The organism is Rugamonas rubra (genome assembly GCF_900114705.1).
Classification (GTDB): domain Bacteria; phylum Pseudomonadota; class Gammaproteobacteria; order Burkholderiales; family Burkholderiaceae_D; genus Rugamonas; species Rugamonas rubra.
This window is the reverse complement of sequence record NZ_FOTW01000030.1, coordinates 64,312-80,706: the sequence shown is the minus strand read 5'-3', so window position 1 is coordinate 80,706 and position 16,395 is coordinate 64,312. Positions and strand designations below refer to the sequence as shown.

Genomic DNA, 16,395 nt, shown 5'->3' with positions numbered 1-16,395 from the left:
CATGCCGAGAAGTTAACACAACGAAAACGCGTTTACAACCGCTATCGATTGCTTAAGTCAACGGCATTAGGGTCAGTGCCGACATTCGGACACGGTCTCAGCGGTAGTAGGGCAGGGTCAGTGCCGACATTTGGACACGGTCTCAGCGGTAGAGAATAGCTTGCAAGGCCGGAAACCATTTATGGCTCAGCTCGTGTCCGAATGTCGGCACTGACCCCGGAGTAGGAGTACGTTTCGCGGCCACCCGCTACGACGTGGACGATGTCGGCCAGTCGGCCGGTTCCCCGGGCAGCGCCGCCGGCCAGGAGGCGATGGCCTGCTGCGACAGGCCGTCGGCGGCGCCGTTGCGGTGGCGCGGAATCCAGCGCAGGCTGACCTCGCCCAGGCCGGCCAGCAGCTCGGCGACGCGGGCGCGGTGCGGCTCCAAGCCCTTGGCGGCCGGCGCGGCCGGTTGGTTGACGTCGTTGATCACCACCTGGCTGTCGCCGTACACCAGCAACTGCGCCGGCCGCAGCGCCTGCGCCGCCTCCAGCAGCGCGATCAGGGCCAGGTACTCGGCCTCGCCGCTGTTGCCGTGGCCGGCGCGCCGGCTGATCTCGACGCGCTGGCCCTGCGGCCCGCACAGCAGCGCGCCGATGCCCAGGCGGCCCGGGTTGGGATGGGCCGAGCCGTCGAACCAGGCCTGCCAGGCGCCCGGCGCCGGCTGGGCGCGCGCCCGCTTCTGCGCCAGCGCGGCGGCCTTGACCTCCAGCTTGGCGGCGCGGCGTTGCCGCTCGCATTGGCGCAGCCGCGCGCGGGCGGTCAACAGCTGGTCCAGCCCGGCGCCGCCGGCGGCCAGGGTCAGCGTCTGGCGCAGCGCGTCCAGCTCGGACACGCCGCTGCGCGCCGCCAGGCGGCGGCCGCTGGTGCGCTCGCCCTTGTACGCGGCGGCGGCGAGACGGTCGAATTCTTCTGTCGGCATAGTAAACGGGGAACGGCGCCGCGCGCCAGGCCGGTCCACAGCCCGGCGCGCGGCGCCGTCCCCTTGTTGATGTGGTGGCAGGCGCCAGCATAACCGATCTGGCGCCGCCCCACCTAGTGCGCGGCCGTTGTCGAGCAACTAGCCACGCGGAATGCTAGTCGCGGCGCGGATTGTCCGGCCGGCGGTCGTGGCGGTTCGGCACGCCGTCGCCGTCGCGGTCGCGGTCATAGCGGTTGGGTACGCCGTCGTGGTCGCGGTCGCCGCCGCCATGGCGCTCCCAGCGCGCCTCGTCGCGATACCAGCGGCCTTCGCGTTCGCGCCACTGCGGCTGGTTGTAGACGTAGCCGGGCCGCACGGCGATCCAGCTGCCGCCGCGCCATTCGTGGCGGCCGTGGCGCCATTCCCAGCTACCGGGCGCCCAGTTGTAGCCGGGACGCGGACGCGGCACGTTCTCGTAGCGCGGCGGCGGCGGGGCGACGTTGGCGTAGTCGTAGCCCGGCGTGCTGACGCCGATCCAGCCGGCCGGCTGCAGGCGCCAGCCGTCGCGCTCCTGGCGCCATTCGGCGTGGCGGTACTGCTCGCCGCGGCGTTCCGATTCCCAGTGGCCGGCCAGCCAGACGTGGCGGCGGCCGTCCCAATTCCAGTAGCCGGGCGCCCAGACCTGGCCGCGCCGGGCCACGGGGATGCTTTCGAAACGGGCCGGCGGCGGCGCGTCGCGCACGACGATGCTCAGCCCGACCTCGGCGGATGCGACGGCGGGCAGGAAGGCTGCTGCGCTGAGCGCGATCATGGCAGCGGCATAAAAGGTGGGCTTGATCATAGGGTTCTCCGGTGGCTGCGTGGTGTTCACGCTTGCGACAAATATAGCAAGCGGCGCGCGGCGGCGGGACGACTGATTCAAGTGCTTACATCTGACACATTCTCTGCGATGAACTGTGTACGTTGGCGCACAGACTTCGGCGGAGGCTGCTAGCGAGGCGGGTGGCGAGGCGGCGGCGGAGGGTGGTGCTTACTGCTTACTGCTTACTGCTTACTGCTTACTGCTTACTGCGCATGGCGTGCTGCGGGGGGGGGCTGTGGGGCTTCGCCTGTCACTGCGCGGCGCGCGCGGCGCACGGCGGGTGCAGGCGAAGGCGGCGGCTGCCCATCACATCTTGCTCGCGGTGCCGGCGGTGTTCAGCGCGGCCTTTTGTTCATCGGCCAGCGATTGCAGCTTCTGCTCGGTGCTCAGGCGCTTGGCGCTGACCACCACCACTTGCATATTGGCCGGCGCGGCCATGGCGACGGTGGCGACCTTGGCTTGCTGCTGTGGCTGTGGCGCGCTGTCGAGCGCGTAGTTGGCGGCGCATGCCAGGCCCAGGGTGACGACGAACAGGGCTTCGAAATTTTTCAGGACGTTCATTTTGCGGCTCCTAGCGGCGGTGGTGGTGGTCGTGGTGTTGCGATGTATGCACTGTAGCCAAAGCCACTTGGTGCGGCCATCGGATTGCGACGAGACGCCGCTTTGACGGGACGAACTGCATTTTTCGCCGATCAAACGATGACAGCTCGACCATGCCTTTGCGCCTCCCCCCGCAATGCCCGGCACATCGATCACAGCTGCGCGGGGCTTGTATGGCGTCTTTCCTCTCTAAGGTTTTACAAGCGATGGCGGAACGCCGCCGCGCCCGTCGCCGCCTGGCCAATTTGCGCTTCGGCGCGGCGCGCGCGCGCGGCGCGACACTGCGCGCGGTGCCGGCCGCGAGCAAGGGCGCAGACATTGGCACGGGCACGGGGCGAGGCGGCTCTGGCGCGTACGCGGCACGCGCCCGCGCGCCAAAGGCCCGGCTGTGGACGCCGGCCCGGCTGGCCGGCCTGGGCGCCGTCGCGGCGGCGCTGGCCGGCGCCGCGCTGATCGCCGGCCACGCCCGCCATCTGGGCGCGGCCACCGTCAACACGCCGGCCGCCGCCCAGCAGCAGCGCGTGGCCGAGCACTTCCAGGCGGCGCTGCCGGGCGCCGAGTTCGCCGTGCCGCAGCGCGCCGGCATCAGCCTCGGCCTGCAGCCGGCCGGCGCCGTGCTGGTCGCCGCCGGCATGCAGGCCGCGCCGGCCGTGCGGCTGGACCTGTGCGGCCAACTGCGCAATGGCGGCAACGGCGCGCTGCTGCCGCTGCGCCTGGGCTACCGCTTCGACGACGTGCGCCGTTGGGTCGCCCGCAACGAGCAGAGCCGCGCGCCGCTGGCGCTGCGCAACGTGCTGCTGGTGCGCGAACGCGCCGCCGGGTCGGGCCAGCCGGCCATGCCGGAGGTGGAGATCAGCGGCAGGGCCATGGCCGACTTCGCCGATCCGCTAGCCACGCCGCTGCAACTGAACTGGCGCAACGGCCCGGCCAGCACCCGCTGGCTGGGCGACGCCAGCCTGGGCCAGCCCGAGCAGGGCACCAGCGCCCGTGTCGGCCTGCGCCAGCAGGGTTGGCTACTGTGGGGCGGCGACGGTGTCAACAACAGCAACGCGCTGCGCATCGAGCGGCGCGCCAGCGCGCTGTGTCCGCAGGCCGGCGAGCTGGTGCTGCAGATGTATCAGCTGCCCGATGCCGGCGCCGGCGCCGTGTCGGCGCTCCCCGCCAGCGCCTTGGTGACGGCGTTCCCGGCGCGCGGCCAGGCCGTCAGCACCTATCTGACTGCGGGCCAGTACCGCGTGCCGGCCGCGCCGCGCGCGGAACTGGAGGACCAGTCGCTGTTCCAGTCCTTGCAGCAGCGCGGCCTGGTGCGCCTGGCGCCCGGCGGCGCCGTCGAGCTGGCGCCGCGCGACCTGCTGCAGTGGAGCGCCGCCGGCGCCGCCGACCGCGCCGGCGACCTGGCGGCCTGGCGCGCGGTGCCGGTCGACGCCGCCACCCGCAAACTGATCAAGCGCCTGTACCACCAGGCCGACGGCGAGTACGTGCGCCAGCAGGTCGACATCTTCAACGGCGAGCGGCGCCTGCTGGCCTGGCGCGGCCGCGACGGCGCCGTGTCCGGCTGGCGCGCCAGCGTGGTCAGCGGCGGCGTCGACAGCCCCTTGCCGGCCAGCGCGCAGATGCCCGGCGCGGCGACGCGGGTGTTCGCCCAGTTGCCGCAGGGCTGGCAGCCGTGGACGCGGGTGGCGCGCTGGCCGCAGGCGCCGTCGCATCCGGCCGTGCGCCTGACGCTGGAGCTGGCCGGCCCGGCGGCCGGCGGCGAGCAGCAGCGCCTGTTGCTGCTCGGCCGCGCCCGCGCCGCGACGGGCGCGCGCATGCAGGCGCTGGCCGCGTGCTCCGGCCGCGCCTGCGCCGCCGCCGACGACGCCCAGGAGCTGACCCTGACTCTGCTGCCCGGCGCGCGCAGCGTGCAGCTGGACGTCGAGGCGCTGGCCGTCGATACGCCGCAGGACCAAAAGTACCGCCATCTGCGCCTCGCCGCCGGCCGCCTGCTCTGGCAGCAGCTGCCCGACAGCGCGACCGCCGCCGGCCCGGCCGCCCTGGCGCCGTCCACAGTGCTGCTGCAGGACCGCAACGGCACGCTGCTGTGGGCCGACGGCGCGCCGACCCAGCCGGCGTTGGACGCCGGCCTGGCCACGCTGCTTGGCGTCGGCCCGGAGCACGCCAGCGGCGTGGCCGGCATGCTGGCGCGGTTGCCGTCCGCCTCGGGTGGCCCGCTGGCCGGCCGCCTGACGCTGGACCTGCCGCTGCAAACGCTGAGCCAGCGCGTGCTCGACTGCGTCGGCATGCGGCGCGGCCGCTGGGACGGCGCCGCCTGCGTCGGCGGCCAGGCCGCGCCGGAGCGGCGCCACGCCGGCCTGGTCATCCTCGACACCGAGACCGGCGACGTGCTGGCGGCGGCCGGCGCCGGCACCGGCGCCGTCACCGGCGCCAACTGGGCCGAGGTGCGCGACTTCGACCGCAGCAACCCGGCGCGCAGCCCGCTGCGTCTGCCGGCGCTGCAGCACGACGGCGGCGCCCACCAGAGCCCCGGCTCGACCTTCAAGGTGGTCAGCGCGCTGGGCCTGGAGCTGGCCGCCGTCGGCGACCCGCAGCTCGACGGCCTGCTCGGCGGCCTGCCGCTGGCGGCCATCAACCGCATCGCGCAGCAGCGCGGCTTCGCCTTCCAGACCGACGCCGCCACCTATCCGCTCGACCCGCGCCGCCTGCAACTGGCCCACATCACCAACTACAAGGAGCAGAGCCTGGACCGGCGCGCCCAGGACGGCAAGCTGGGCCTGGCGCAGGCGCTGACCTACAGCCTCAACACCTGGTTCGCCTGGTCCAGCGAGTTGAGCGACCGCAGCCTGTTCGGCCGGCCCGACGGCGGCGCGCCCGACCTGCAGGCGCTCGACGCCGGCGCCCTCGACAGCGTGCGGCCGATCCTGGCGGCGGCGCACCGGCTCGGCTTCGAGCAGGCGCTGCGCCTGGACGGCGGCCTGCTGCCGGCCGACTACCGCTGGTCGGCCTGGGACGCGCTGCAAACCACGCCGGCCCACATCGACCCGATCCACAGCCGCCACGAGCTGCGCCAGATGGCCATCGGCCTGCGCATGCAGGCCACGCCGCTGCAAATGGCGCTGGCGGCCGGCGCCGTCGGCCAGGGCAGGGTGGTGGCGCCGCGCCTGCTGCTGGCGCTCGACGGCCGCGCCAGCAAGGCGCCGTTGATGGCGCCGCTGGGCATCCGCCTCGACCGCATCCGCGCCGGCATGAAGGGCGTGGTCGACGTCGGCACCGGCGCCGGCGCCTTTGCCGGCCCGGCGCTGGCCGAGCTGCGCCATGGCTTGTACGGCAAGACCGGCACCGCGCCCACCGGCGAGGGCACCGCCACGGTGTGGTTCACCGGCTGGCTGGAGCCGGGCAGCCTGCCCGGCCAAACCCACCGGCTGGCGCTGGCCGCCTTCGTCAGCCATTCGGAGGCCAGCGGCGGCGAGCACGCCGCGCCGATGCTGGCGGCGCTGTTGACGACGCTGGTCAAACCGAGGCCGATGCAGATCCAAGCGCGGAGCCAAGCACAGAGCCAAGCACAGAGCCAAGAACAGAGAGTGAAATAGCCTTGTTAAGGACGTAATGAAGAGAGAAGATTTGTGGCATGATTTTGAGGCGTCCGTCGGTGGTTGTTCGTCCCGTAACGACCCGGCGCGCCTAGAACGACAGGACCTTATGCGTTTGCCAGGAACCCGCTACCAGGAGCACGGCTGGGAACAAGTGCGCAAGCTGCTCGGACGCTGCTCGGTGCAGGCCTTCCGGCAGTTCAGCGCGGAGCAGGTTCTCTGCCCGCCGGGAGCGCAGGGCACGCTACTGGAGCGCTACACCGAGGCGGTGGCGGCGGCGCTGCGCGCGGCCGACAAGACGGCGCGCGCCGAGGCGCACGGCAACAGCTACGGCGACAGCGTCAGCGAGCTGGCCCTCAGCCTGCTGTTCGAGCTGCAGGCGCAGGCCGGCTTTTGGGCCGCGCTGCTGGCCGCCATCGCCGCCGAGCATGGACGCGGCGGCGCCTTCTGGCACGAGGCGGCGGCCGACGGCATCCTGCGCAAAAAATTCAACGACATGTACGCCGGCCTGCGCGACAAGGTCGACGCCGACAACTACAGCGTCAGCACCGGCCGGCCCTGCTCGCCGAACAAGATCTACACCTACCGCATGCTCGACACCGCCTACCGCGAGGTCGAGCGCCTGTTCGCCGGCTGGCAGCAGCACCAGCAGCAGGTCGGCGAGATCCTCGGCCGGCCGCTGGCCGGCGCGCCCATCGAGGCGCGGCAGATGAAGTCCATCGCCGGCTGCAAGGCCGAGTGGATCATCCGCTGGAGCGAAACGCTGGAGCGCTACGACGGCGCGCCCGGCCCGCTGCACACCCGCTCGAAGCGCTTCGCCAGCCTGAAGAACAGCCCGGAGAAGATCGCCGCCATGCTGGCCGAGATCGGCGACTACGAGGAGCTGTCGTCGAACATGGACAGCGCCGACGCCTGGCAGGGCAACGGCGACTCCGGCGCCGCCGCGCTGTGGCTGGAGGACTACTGGCGCGTGGTCGGCGAGTCCGAGGCCGCCGAGCATGCCGGCGGCGCCTTCGCCGACACGCCGGACCGCATCCTGCCGCCGACGGACGACGAACTGGCCGCCGACACCGACACGGACACCGACGCCGATACCGATACCGATACAGCTGATAACGCCGACGCCGATGATGCGGCCTTGCTGGTGCGCGAGCAGCTGGTGGCAGACGGTCTTTCCCTGCCCCCCCGCTACTTGGAACAGGCGCGGTTGGCACAGGACGGCGGCAGCTGGACCCTGCGGATATTGAGCCAGGACTCGCTGCCGATCCGGCTGGCGGTCTATCATAAGCTGCTGGGACCGGACGACGCGACCTACCCGGACGAGTGGTTGGACCCGGCCACCGGCGCGCTGCCGACCTTGCAACAACTGGCGGCGCTGGACCAGATCTCAATGCCGACGCTGCGCAAGCGGCGCAATGAAGCGATAGACCGGCTGCATGCGGCCCACGATGTGAGCCATAACCTGAACCACAACGCGGGCCATGATGTAAGCCACCAAGCGGCCCCCCGCGCGGAGGCGCAATGAAGGAGAACCAAGTGGATGCGACATCGATGGACGCCAAGCTGCGCGAACGGCTGCTGCTGGCGCGCGCCGTCCCCGGCGACCGCCTGATCCTGGCCGACGCCACGCTGCTGGCCGCGCTCGACGGCGGCCGCGCGTTGACGCCGGCCGAGCGCGCCGCGCTGCAGCAGTCGCCGCTGACGCTGCGGCGCTTCAAACAGCTGGCGCTGGAGCGGCGCGCCTCGGCAATGGGCGCGCCGGCGGGGAATCGCCCCACGGCCGGAAAACATGCCATGGTCGAACCGCGCGGCATGGTCGAACAGCACGCCATGGCCGGGGCATCCGCAACAACGGATGAGCCTGCCGGAGGCACCACCCCGGGCGGCTGGCCCGCCCCGGCGGCGGCCAACGACGCCTCGTGGCGCGGCAGCGGCGGCATGCTGCGCGCCGCCGCAGGCGTGGCCGCGCTGGAGCACATGTCCACCGACGACCAATATTGGACGCTGCACTTCCTGCCCAACGGCGCAGGGCAGGGCTGGCAGGTGGTCCTCAAGCTGGCCGCCGAAGCGCCGTTCGCGCCGCAACTGCTGCGCGAGCGGCCGCTGCTGCGGGTGCTCGACGGCGCCGGCGCCATCGTGCTGCAAGGCGTGCTCGACGCCGACGGCGAGTGCGAATGCGCCTGGCCCTTCGCCGCCGCGCCGGCGCCGCACTTCCACCAGCACGGCGCCGGCTTCGTGGTCGAACCGGCGGCGCCCTAAGTCATGGCCTTGTTCAAACGACGCCGCCGCGCAGCCACCGACACCGCCGGCCTGGGCGGCGTCGTCATCGCCATGCGCCTGGAGGACGGCGATGTCGCGCCGGCCGACTGCCGCGTGGTGGCCTTCAACGCCGCCGGCTACGCCCGCCGCCTGCCCGCCGGCCGCGTCGCGCGCGGCGACGGCGAGACCGTGTATTGCTACCATCCCGGCCCCTACCACGTCGAGCTGACGCCGTTCGCCGCCGCGCCCGAACTGGGCCTGCGGCTGCAATTCGTCGTCGACGCGGCCGACCCGCGCGTGGCGCAGCAGCGCTTCGACCTGCTGCTGCACAGCGAGGCCGGGCCGCAACTGGGCCTGGCCGAGTTCGGCGCATCCATCGAGCAGGCGCTGCAACTGGCGCTGCGCCAGGGCGGGCTGGACCTGCCGCCCTGCACCGCGCTCGAGGAGTGGCACGGTTTCCGCGCCGGCCTCAACCAACTGCTCTACACCCGCTTCGGCGTGACGGTGGACGACTGCTTCCCGGTCGACCTGGGCGAGCGGATCGACTTCGCCGCCACCCTGCGCGCGCGCGCCGAGCGCCTGGCCGAGCGCGCGCCAGTCGCTGCAGCGGCAGCCATAACGCCGCCGAGCAGCGGCACGAACGCCGTCAGCCCAACCGAAGCCCGCAGCGCCGAACAGGGGGCAGACCCTCGCGGGTCTGACCCCAGCCCTTCGCCTTGGGGTTCCTCGAACGACCACGCGGCAAGCGACGACGCCAAAGCCCTGCGCCGCCTCTTCCTCGAACTGCCGCCCGCCACCAGAGCGCTGCGCCTGCTTGCGCTGCCGCCCGGCCAAGCGCTGTTCCAGGCGCACCAGCAGCTGTTGCAGCGCCTTGCGTTGAGCAGCCTGTCGGTCTCCACCATGCCCTCGCTGGCTTGGGCCGCGCCCGACCGCCCGCTGGACCTGGCGCAGCAGCGCCGCCGCGTCAACCACGCCGTCGCCGCCGTGCGTGCGCTCGACGAGGCCTGGGCCTTGCTGGCCCGCCTGCACCTCTCCACAGCGGATCAACTTCCCGCGATGCTCGACGAGGCCGACCGCATCGTCGCCAATCTCGACCACCACCTCGCGCTGCGCCGCGCCCCGTTCGCGCCAACCGAACAGGAGTGCGACGAGGCGCCCGCGCACCCGCGCGACGCAACGGTCGCTCCCGCTGCACGCAAGGAACCATCGTTATGACGCACCAGCCAAGCACCCCGGCCGACGCCGCCAAGGCCAACCACACCTTCGCGCCCGACGTCGCGCAAATGAGCGCCCGCCCCAGCGTGCCGGTCAGCGCCGACTGCCGCTGCATGCTGGCCGACGGCCGCGTGTTGACCATCACCGCCAGCCGCCGCCCGCGCGCCAACCGGGCCGACGTCAAGTGCGCGCTGCACGGCGCGCCGGCGCTGGCCGAACGGGTGCAGGAAGTGGTGCGCCTGGCGCGCCACACCGAGGCCCGCTTCGACAGCCGCGACCAGGTCGTGCTGAGCATGGACCTGCTGCCCGCCGCCGGCGAGCGCGGTTGGGAGTTGGCCGCCGTGCTGGCCGACCGCATGGTGCGCGGCGAGTACCGCAGCGGCGCCAACGAGCTGTACGCGCAAGGCTGGTCGGACGCCTGGCATTTGGGCCGGGTGAGCGGCCGCTCGTCGTTGGCCATCGCCTCGCTGCGCCGCCATCTCGCCGCACAGGCGGTCGCCGCGCCGGCTGCGGCAACTGGCTCCCCTACAGCCGCCGCAGGCGAACCAGCCAGCATCGGCATCATCGCCGGCGGCGACGGCGACAGCGACGGCGCCGCCGAAACCGACGCCATCGCTGCGCTGCCCGCCGTGCTGCGCATCGACCACCTCGGCGCCTTGAGCGGCCACAGCGACCCCGCCTCGGCCGTCTCCACCGCGCGCGCCTGGTTCCCGCTGCACAGCGGCGGCGTCAACGACGCCTTGGGCTGGGTCGACGTCAGCGTCTACCCGATAGTCGCCAGCGGCGGCGACGAAGAGGATACAATCGCCGCGCCGGGGCTCGACGCCAGCAGCCAGCTGGCGCTGCGCCAGGCGCTGGTCGGCGCGCGCCACTTCGACGGCCGTGGCCTGGGCCGCTGGCGCACCGTGGTGCGCTTCGGCCAGCCCCGCTTCGAGGGCAACTCCTACCAACTGGCGCTGGTCATGGCCGACCGCCTGGCGCGCGGCCGCGAGTTCGTGCCGCGCGGCCGGCTGATTGCCAGCGGCTGCTCCAGCGCTTGGCACGCCGGCCGGGTCGAGACGGTGGAAGGACTGGAGGCCAAGACGGCGCTGATTCTGCGCCAGGTGGTGGAGGGCGACCGGGTGTTGCTGCCCAAGGAATGGCAGGCCGGCTTGCCGGCCGGCTTCGCCGCCGCCGTCAAGGGACGCGGCGCCAGCGTCGCCTGTATCGAACGAATCGGCGTGATCTGAATCGTGCGCAAGAATGAATGCGGCACGCCCCTGCTAAAATCGGTGTCTGGCGGGGCGCGGCCAGTGGATGAATCAAGTTAGGAGTCTGACATGTTCCAAATGTTTGGTTTTGGCGGCGTTAAATGCCCGCGTTGCGAGCACAAGAACGACGACCAGTCGGGCTACTGCAATCACTGCGGTCTCACCTTGGGCGCCACGCGCAACGAGCCGGTGCTGCGCGACAACCGCTGGATTCCCGCCGACGACGAGCTGGCCGTCTACTTCGGCGTGCGCGAGCTGTCCGGCATCTTCACCAAAACGCTGCGCGTGCCGGCCACCGCCCGCGCCTACATCCTGCAGGCCGACAAGGCCACCGAGGTGCCGCAGGGCGAGTACGAGATCGAGGGCTTCTTCACCCGCCTGAACCACTTGCTGCGCAGCCAGCACGCCGAAATCCTGATCACCCGCAGCACGCCGCTGCCGGCCGAGTTCGCCTTCGACGACCTGCAGACCGCCGAACACCTGAAGATCTCGGCGCGCTTCAGCGTCGGCCTCAAGGTGGAGAACGTGGCCGCCTTCGCCCAGCACTTCATGACCGTGCCCGGCTCGGTCACCACGCGGCACCTGCACGACCTGCTGGCGCCGTCGGTGCGCCAGCTGGCGTCGGAATTCGTCGGTGCCCGCTCGATGCGCGACATGGCCCACAACGCCGAACTGCGCGCCCAGCTCGACGAGCGCCTGCAAAACGCCCTCAAGCTGCGCCTGGCCGAATACGGCCTGGCGGTGAGCCAGGTGGAGACGGCGGCGCTGCGCCACGACAAGTTCGACCACAACCGCGAGCGCATCGGCACCTTGTGGCTGGTGGCCGACGAGCGCCACGTCCAGCTGGAGCACGTTAAACAGCTCGACCAGATCTACGACGAGGAGGAGTGGCAGGCCATCTGGCGCGAGGAGCAGAAGCAGCGCAGCGAGTTGCGCCGCGCCGAGCTGCGCCAGGACGCCAGCGTGCGGAAGGCCGAACTGGCGCTGCAGGAGGCCGAGCGGGTGCAGGCGCTGCGCGCGCGCGAGGTGGACCTGTACGGCCGCATCATCGAATCGAAGACGCGCAAGGTGGCGCTGGAGCGCGGCGCCGGCACCACGCTGGCCGAGCTGGAACACGAGCTGGCGCGCAACAAGGCGCACCGCGTCGGCGACACGGCCGACTGGGAGCACGTGCGCCAGCTGGCGCAGATCAAGATGCGCACCGAGCTGGAAGTGACCCAGCAGGCCGCCGCCCAGGAGCGCCAACTGGCGCAGCAGAACTTCAGCCAGCAGCTGCGCCAGCAGGCGATCCAGAACCAGATCGCCCAGGCCCTGCTGATCGAGGACGAGTCGCGCCGCCGCGCCGAACTGGCGCGCCTGCGCCAGCGCGAGGACGAGGAGGGCAAGCGCCAGGCGCAGATGGAGGCCGAACAGCACGTCGCCCACTTCCAGGGCCTGGCGCTGGCCAACGCCGCGCGCCGCCGCGAGGCCGAGCGGGTGCAGGAGTGGGAGGACCAGCTGGCCCTGGCGCGCCAACGCGAGCTGTTGCGCGGCGACGCCGTCAAGGACGCCGCCAACACCGTGCAGGTGGCCGAGATCAACGACAAGATCGAGCAGCTGCGCCGCAGCGGCGCCCAGGCCGACGCCGTCGCCCAGTACGAGAAGCTGCTGCGCACCATCGAGGCCGACGGCATCCACGCGCGGCAGATCCAGGCCAACGCCAAGCAGGCCATGCTCGACCAGCTGGCCGTCGACGAGCAGCGCCAGATGTTGGCGCAGAAGGAGCACGAGGCGCAGTGGCAGCGCGAGCTGAAGGCGCGCGAGCACGAGCGCGACGAGCGCTTCGCCCGCTGGAAGGGCGACTACGACCTGCTGCTGGCCCAGCAGCAGCACGAGATTCAGCGCATCGGCGCCATCGGCGCGCTGAGCGACAGCGGCAAGGTGGCCACCGCCGCCGCGCCCAACGCCGCCGCGCTGACGCAGATCATGAAGCTGCAGATCCAGGGCGGCATGAGCGCCGAGCAGATCCAGGCGCTGGCCCAGGTGGTCGCCGCCGAACACGGCGTCACGCCGCAGGAGGCGGCCCGCCAGGCGCAGGAGCGGGTGCTGGAGGAGCGCGCCCTGCGCGAGGCCGACATGGACAAGGACCGCCGCCACCAGCTCGACCTGCTCAATCTGCAGATCAGCGCCGGCGCCAACGCGCTGAACACGCAGAGCCAGCTGGGCATCGGCGTGGCGCAGGCGCAGGGCGGCGGCGCGATCCACCACCACCACGCCGTGCAAGCACCGGCACTGGCGGCGCACCTGGTGCCCGAGCTGCCCAAGTATTGCAGCAACGGCCACCCGACGCGGCCCGGCCACCCCTTCGACAAATTCTGCGCCGAATGCGGCGTGCCGCTACAACCCTGATGGAATCGGCCCGACACGATTAGATGATGCAAACAGCAAGAGACAAGATCCGCGAACTGCGCGCCTTGCACGACGACGGCCTGCTGAGCTTGCAAGAGTTCGACCGCCGCAAAAACGCCATCCTCGACGCCGAGTATTCGCCGCCGGGCGGCGCCGCTGCGGCCACTGCCGGCGCCTCGGCGCCGCCGGCCGCGCGCCAGGGCACCGAGCTGGGGCTGATGTCGGGCCAGGAGATCGGCCCGCAGAACCGCCGCTACCGGCTCGAACGCCTGATCGGCATGGGCGGCATGGGCCAGGTGTGGCAGGCCACCGACCTGGCCACCCACGCCGAGCTGGGCCACAGCGACATGGTGGCCTTGAAGATCCTGCCGCCGCAGCTGACGCAAAGCGCCACCCACGCCAAGCTGCTGATCGAGGAGGCGACCCAGGCGCGCAAGCTGGCGCACGAGAACATCGTCCGCGTCTACGAATGGGCGCAGGACCCGGCCACGGCCAGCTACTTCATCATCATGGAATACCTGGAGGGCGAGGACCTGGACGCCTTCCTCGCCCGCGAGGGCGTGCTGCCGCTCGAACGCATCTGCGAGTTGGTCGAGCCGGTGGCGCACGCGCTGCAATACGCTTGGGACAAGCACAAGCTGGTGCACCGCGACATCAAGCCGGGCAACGTCTTCCTGACCAAGCGCGGCGAGATCAAGCTGCTCGATTTCGGCATCGCCTCGCGCGCGCGCAGCGCCGGCAGCAGCCTCGGGCTGCAGACGCCCAACGCCGGCACCGCCGGCTACCGCGCGCCGGAGGCCGGCACCCACGCGCGCCAGCCCAGCCCACGGCTCGACGTGTACGCCGTCGCCGTGATGGTCTACCAGATGCTGGAGGGCCGCCTGCCCTTCGACGACGTGCGCACGGCCGACATCCACCCCTCGGCGCCGGCCTCGCTGAACCTGCGCCAGTGGCAGGTGCTGCAAAGCGGCTTCGCCTACGCCCAGGAGCGCCGGCCCGCCACCGTGGCCGAGCTGTTGGACGGCCTGCGCCGCGCCGCCGGGCCGAACGAGCAGGAGCTGGCCGAGCAGGCCGCCGAGGCCGAGCGCGCGCGCCTGGCCGAACAGCAGCGCAGGAAGGAAGAAGCGGAGCAGGCCGCGCTGGCCGAACAGGCCCGCGCCGTCGAGCAGAAGCGCCAGGCCGAACTGAACGCGCGCAAGCTGGCCGAGGCGCAGGCCGCCGCCCAGGCGGCGGCGCAGGCGGCGGCGATCGAAAAGGTCAAGCTCGACAAGCAGCGCCGCGAGCTCGAGGCCAGGCAGCGCGCCGAGGCCGAGGAGTCAGCCAAGATCCGCAAGCAGCAGCTGCGCGAGCAGTTGCAGGCGCGCCGCGAGGCCGACGCCAAGGAGGCGCGCGAGGCCAAGGAGGAGCAGCAGCGCAAGATCAACCAGTTGAAGGCGGAGGCGGCCTACCGCACCGAGCAGGAGCGCCACCGCAAGCAGCTGGCCGCGCGCAACGCCGCCGAACTGGCGGCGCTGATGCCCACCTCGGCCAGCCCCGTCGCCGACCCCAGCGGCGTGCTGCGCGACCGCTTCCTCGACGGCGCCGGCAGCGGCCCCGAGCTGGTGCTGATCCCCACCGGGCGCTTCCAAATGGGCTCGCCGGAGCACGAGCAGGCCGTCGCCATCAAGGCCGGCGCGCAGAAGAGCTGGCTGGAGCGCGAAACGCCGCAGCACTGGGTCGGCATCGAACAGCCGTTCGCGCTGGGCCGCCACCCGGTCACGGTGGGGCAGTGGAAGCAGTTCGTCCGCGCCACCGGCTGGGAGTCGCTGTCGGACACCGACTGGCGCGCGCCCGGCTTCGCGCAGAGCGACGAGCATCCGGTGGTCGGCGTCAGCTGGAACGACGCCCAGCTGTACCTGCGCTGGCTGTCCGAGCGCACCGGCCAGCTGTACCGCCTGCCCAGCGAGGCCGAGTGGGAGTACGCCTGCCGCGCCGGCACCCGCACCGCCTTCAGCTTCGGCGACGAGATCAGCACCGAGCGCGCCAACTACGACGGCCACTACACCTACAACGGCAGCCCGCGCGGCCAGTACGTGCAGGGCACCAGCAAGGTGGGCAGCTACGCGCCCAACCCCTGGGGCCTGTTCGACATGCACGGCAACGTGTGGGAGTGGGTGCAGGACGTGGTGCACGAGAACTACCAGGGCGCGCCGCTCGACGGCCGCCCTTGGGAGGAGGGCGGCGACAGCGTGCGGCGCGCGCTGCGCGGCGGCGCCTGGCTGTACAACCCGCGCTATCTGCGCTCGGCGGTGCGCAACGGCTTCTCGGCCGTGCTGGCCAACGACATCGTCGGCTTCCGCGTCGCCCGCAAGCTGGTCTAGCCGGCGCGCCAGCGGCTAGCAAACCACAGGCAGAGAGCCAGGGTCAGACCCTTAGGGTCTGACCCTCGATTTTCGGCGGTGGGTTTTCTGAACTTAGCTGCATTCGGGGCAGACCCCGGCGGGGCCAGACCCGATGGGAGCGGGGTGAACGGCTGCGTCTGGACGCAGCCAACCATCCTACTTCTTGGCGCGTGCCACCGCCGGCGCCTTGGCCGCCGTCATCTCGATCTCCACCAGGCCGCCCGGCATCGGCAGCGCGGCCACCTGCAAGGCCGTGCGCACCGGCTTGTTCGGCTGCGCCGCGCTGCCGAAGTACTGCCCATACGCCGCGTTCAGGCCGGCGAAATCCATCTTGCCGTCCAGCGCCGGGTCGCCCGCCATGAAGACGTTGACCTTGACCACGTCGGCCAGGGTCAAGCCCTCGGCCGCCAGCAGCTTCTCGAACTTCTTCAGGATCGACAGCGTCTGCGTGTTGGTGTTGCCGTAGGCTTCGATGCTGCCCTTGGGCGCGTCCGGATTGGCCACGTCGGCCAGATTGCCGCTGAAGAAGACCAGCCGACTGCCGGCCGGCACGCTCACCGTTGTCGAGATCGGGAAGCTCGAGCCGGGGATGCCGGTGCGCTTGATCTCCTCCGCCTGCGCGGACGGTGCGGCGTGTAGCAGGGCCAGACCCAGGCCCAGCGTCAGGCCGCGTTTGCATTGCTGGAGGCTGAAGAATTCGGGGAAAGCTCGCATCGTGTGGGTCCTCTTCGGTTGGAAAAATGGTGGCGGCAAATAGACGCGCGCCGCCGTGCGGCCCGCGCCTGCCACAGCCGACGCAATATGCATGCCACCCGTTTGCCATCCGACAAGCTTGCCTGCCGCCGGGCGGGCGGGGGCAACTGCGGCAGTCATCGCGGCGCGCCGCACCAAAATGCTGAGTCCGCCCGCACCG

10 protein-coding genes and 2 pseudogenes are annotated in these 16,395 nt (G+C 71.8%); 7 read left to right on the top strand and 5 right to left on the bottom strand.

Translation table 11 applies throughout. The features are described from left to right. Nucleotides 1–247 precede the first annotated feature (247 nt). From BM252_RS26025 to BM252_RS26015, 4 genes and pseudogenes are all read right to left on the bottom strand, one after another. The gene (locus tag BM252_RS26025) at nucleotides 248–961 is read right to left on the bottom strand and encodes a ribonuclease HI family protein (protein ID WP_093390575.1); all 714 of its coding nucleotides are present in this window, start codon (nucleotides 959–961) and stop codon (nucleotides 248–250) included. A 154-nt stretch (nucleotides 962–1,115) separates the two neighbouring features. Further along, a pseudogene (locus tag BM252_RS32270) lies at nucleotides 1,116–1,436 on the bottom strand (YXWGXW repeat-containing protein); the annotation flags it as partial. Between the two features lie 132 nt (nucleotides 1,437–1,568). Then, a pseudogene (locus tag BM252_RS32265) lies at nucleotides 1,569–1,751 on the bottom strand (YXWGXW repeat-containing protein); the annotation flags it as partial. A gap of 357 nt (nucleotides 1,752–2,108) precedes the next feature. Continuing rightward, entirely contained in the window at nucleotides 2,109–2,363 is a 255-nt protein-coding gene (locus BM252_RS26015) for a hypothetical protein (protein ID WP_093390574.1), read from the bottom strand. 245 nt (nucleotides 2,364–2,608) lie between these two features. On the opposite strand from BM252_RS26015, the gene BM252_RS26010 reads away from it, so the two are divergent. The 7 genes from BM252_RS26010 (at nucleotide 2,609) to BM252_RS25980 (ending at nucleotide 15,461) form a co-directional block, all read left to right on the top strand. Continuing rightward, nucleotides 2,609–5,989, top strand: a complete 3,381-nt coding sequence (locus BM252_RS26010) for a penicillin-binding transpeptidase domain-containing protein (RefSeq protein WP_245774455.1) — start codon at nucleotides 2,609–2,611, stop codon at nucleotides 5,987–5,989. Nucleotides 5,990–6,098: 109 nt separating this feature from the next. Further along, complete coding sequence (locus BM252_RS26005; protein WP_245774454.1) at nucleotides 6,099–7,514, top strand: hypothetical protein; 1,416 nt, start codon at nucleotides 6,099–6,101, stop codon at nucleotides 7,512–7,514. Then, nucleotides 7,511–8,248: a hypothetical protein gene (locus tag BM252_RS26000; RefSeq protein WP_093390572.1), complete on the top strand. Its 738-nt coding sequence runs from the start codon at nucleotides 7,511–7,513 to the stop codon at nucleotides 8,246–8,248. The genes BM252_RS26005 and BM252_RS26000 overlap by 4 nt, the downstream gene beginning before the upstream one ends. 3 nt (nucleotides 8,249–8,251) lie before the next feature. Further along, on the top strand, nucleotides 8,252–9,463 hold the full coding sequence (locus BM252_RS25995; RefSeq protein WP_245774453.1) for a hypothetical protein: 1,212 nt from the start codon (nucleotides 8,252–8,254) through the stop codon (nucleotides 9,461–9,463). Between the two features lie 68 nt (nucleotides 9,464–9,531). Continuing rightward, nucleotides 9,532–10,692, top strand: coding sequence for a hypothetical protein (locus BM252_RS25990; RefSeq protein ID WP_093390583.1), 1,161 nt, complete (start codon nucleotides 9,532–9,534; stop codon nucleotides 10,690–10,692). Between the two features lie 90 nt (nucleotides 10,693–10,782). Continuing rightward, complete coding sequence (locus tag BM252_RS25985; protein ID WP_093390571.1) at nucleotides 10,783–13,101, top strand: hypothetical protein; 2,319 nt, start codon at nucleotides 10,783–10,785, stop codon at nucleotides 13,099–13,101. A gap of 23 nt (nucleotides 13,102–13,124) precedes the next feature. Then, nucleotides 13,125–15,461, top strand: a complete 2,337-nt coding sequence (locus BM252_RS25980; protein WP_093390570.1) for an SUMF1/EgtB/PvdO family nonheme iron enzyme — start codon at nucleotides 13,125–13,127, stop codon at nucleotides 15,459–15,461. Between the two features lie 177 nt (nucleotides 15,462–15,638). Here BM252_RS25980 and BM252_RS25975 read toward each other — a convergent pair whose 3' ends face one another. Then, on the bottom strand, nucleotides 15,639–16,196 hold the full coding sequence (locus BM252_RS25975; RefSeq protein WP_093390569.1) for a RidA family protein: 558 nt from the start codon (nucleotides 16,194–16,196) through the stop codon (nucleotides 15,639–15,641). Nucleotides 16,197–16,395: the final 199 nt, after the last annotated feature.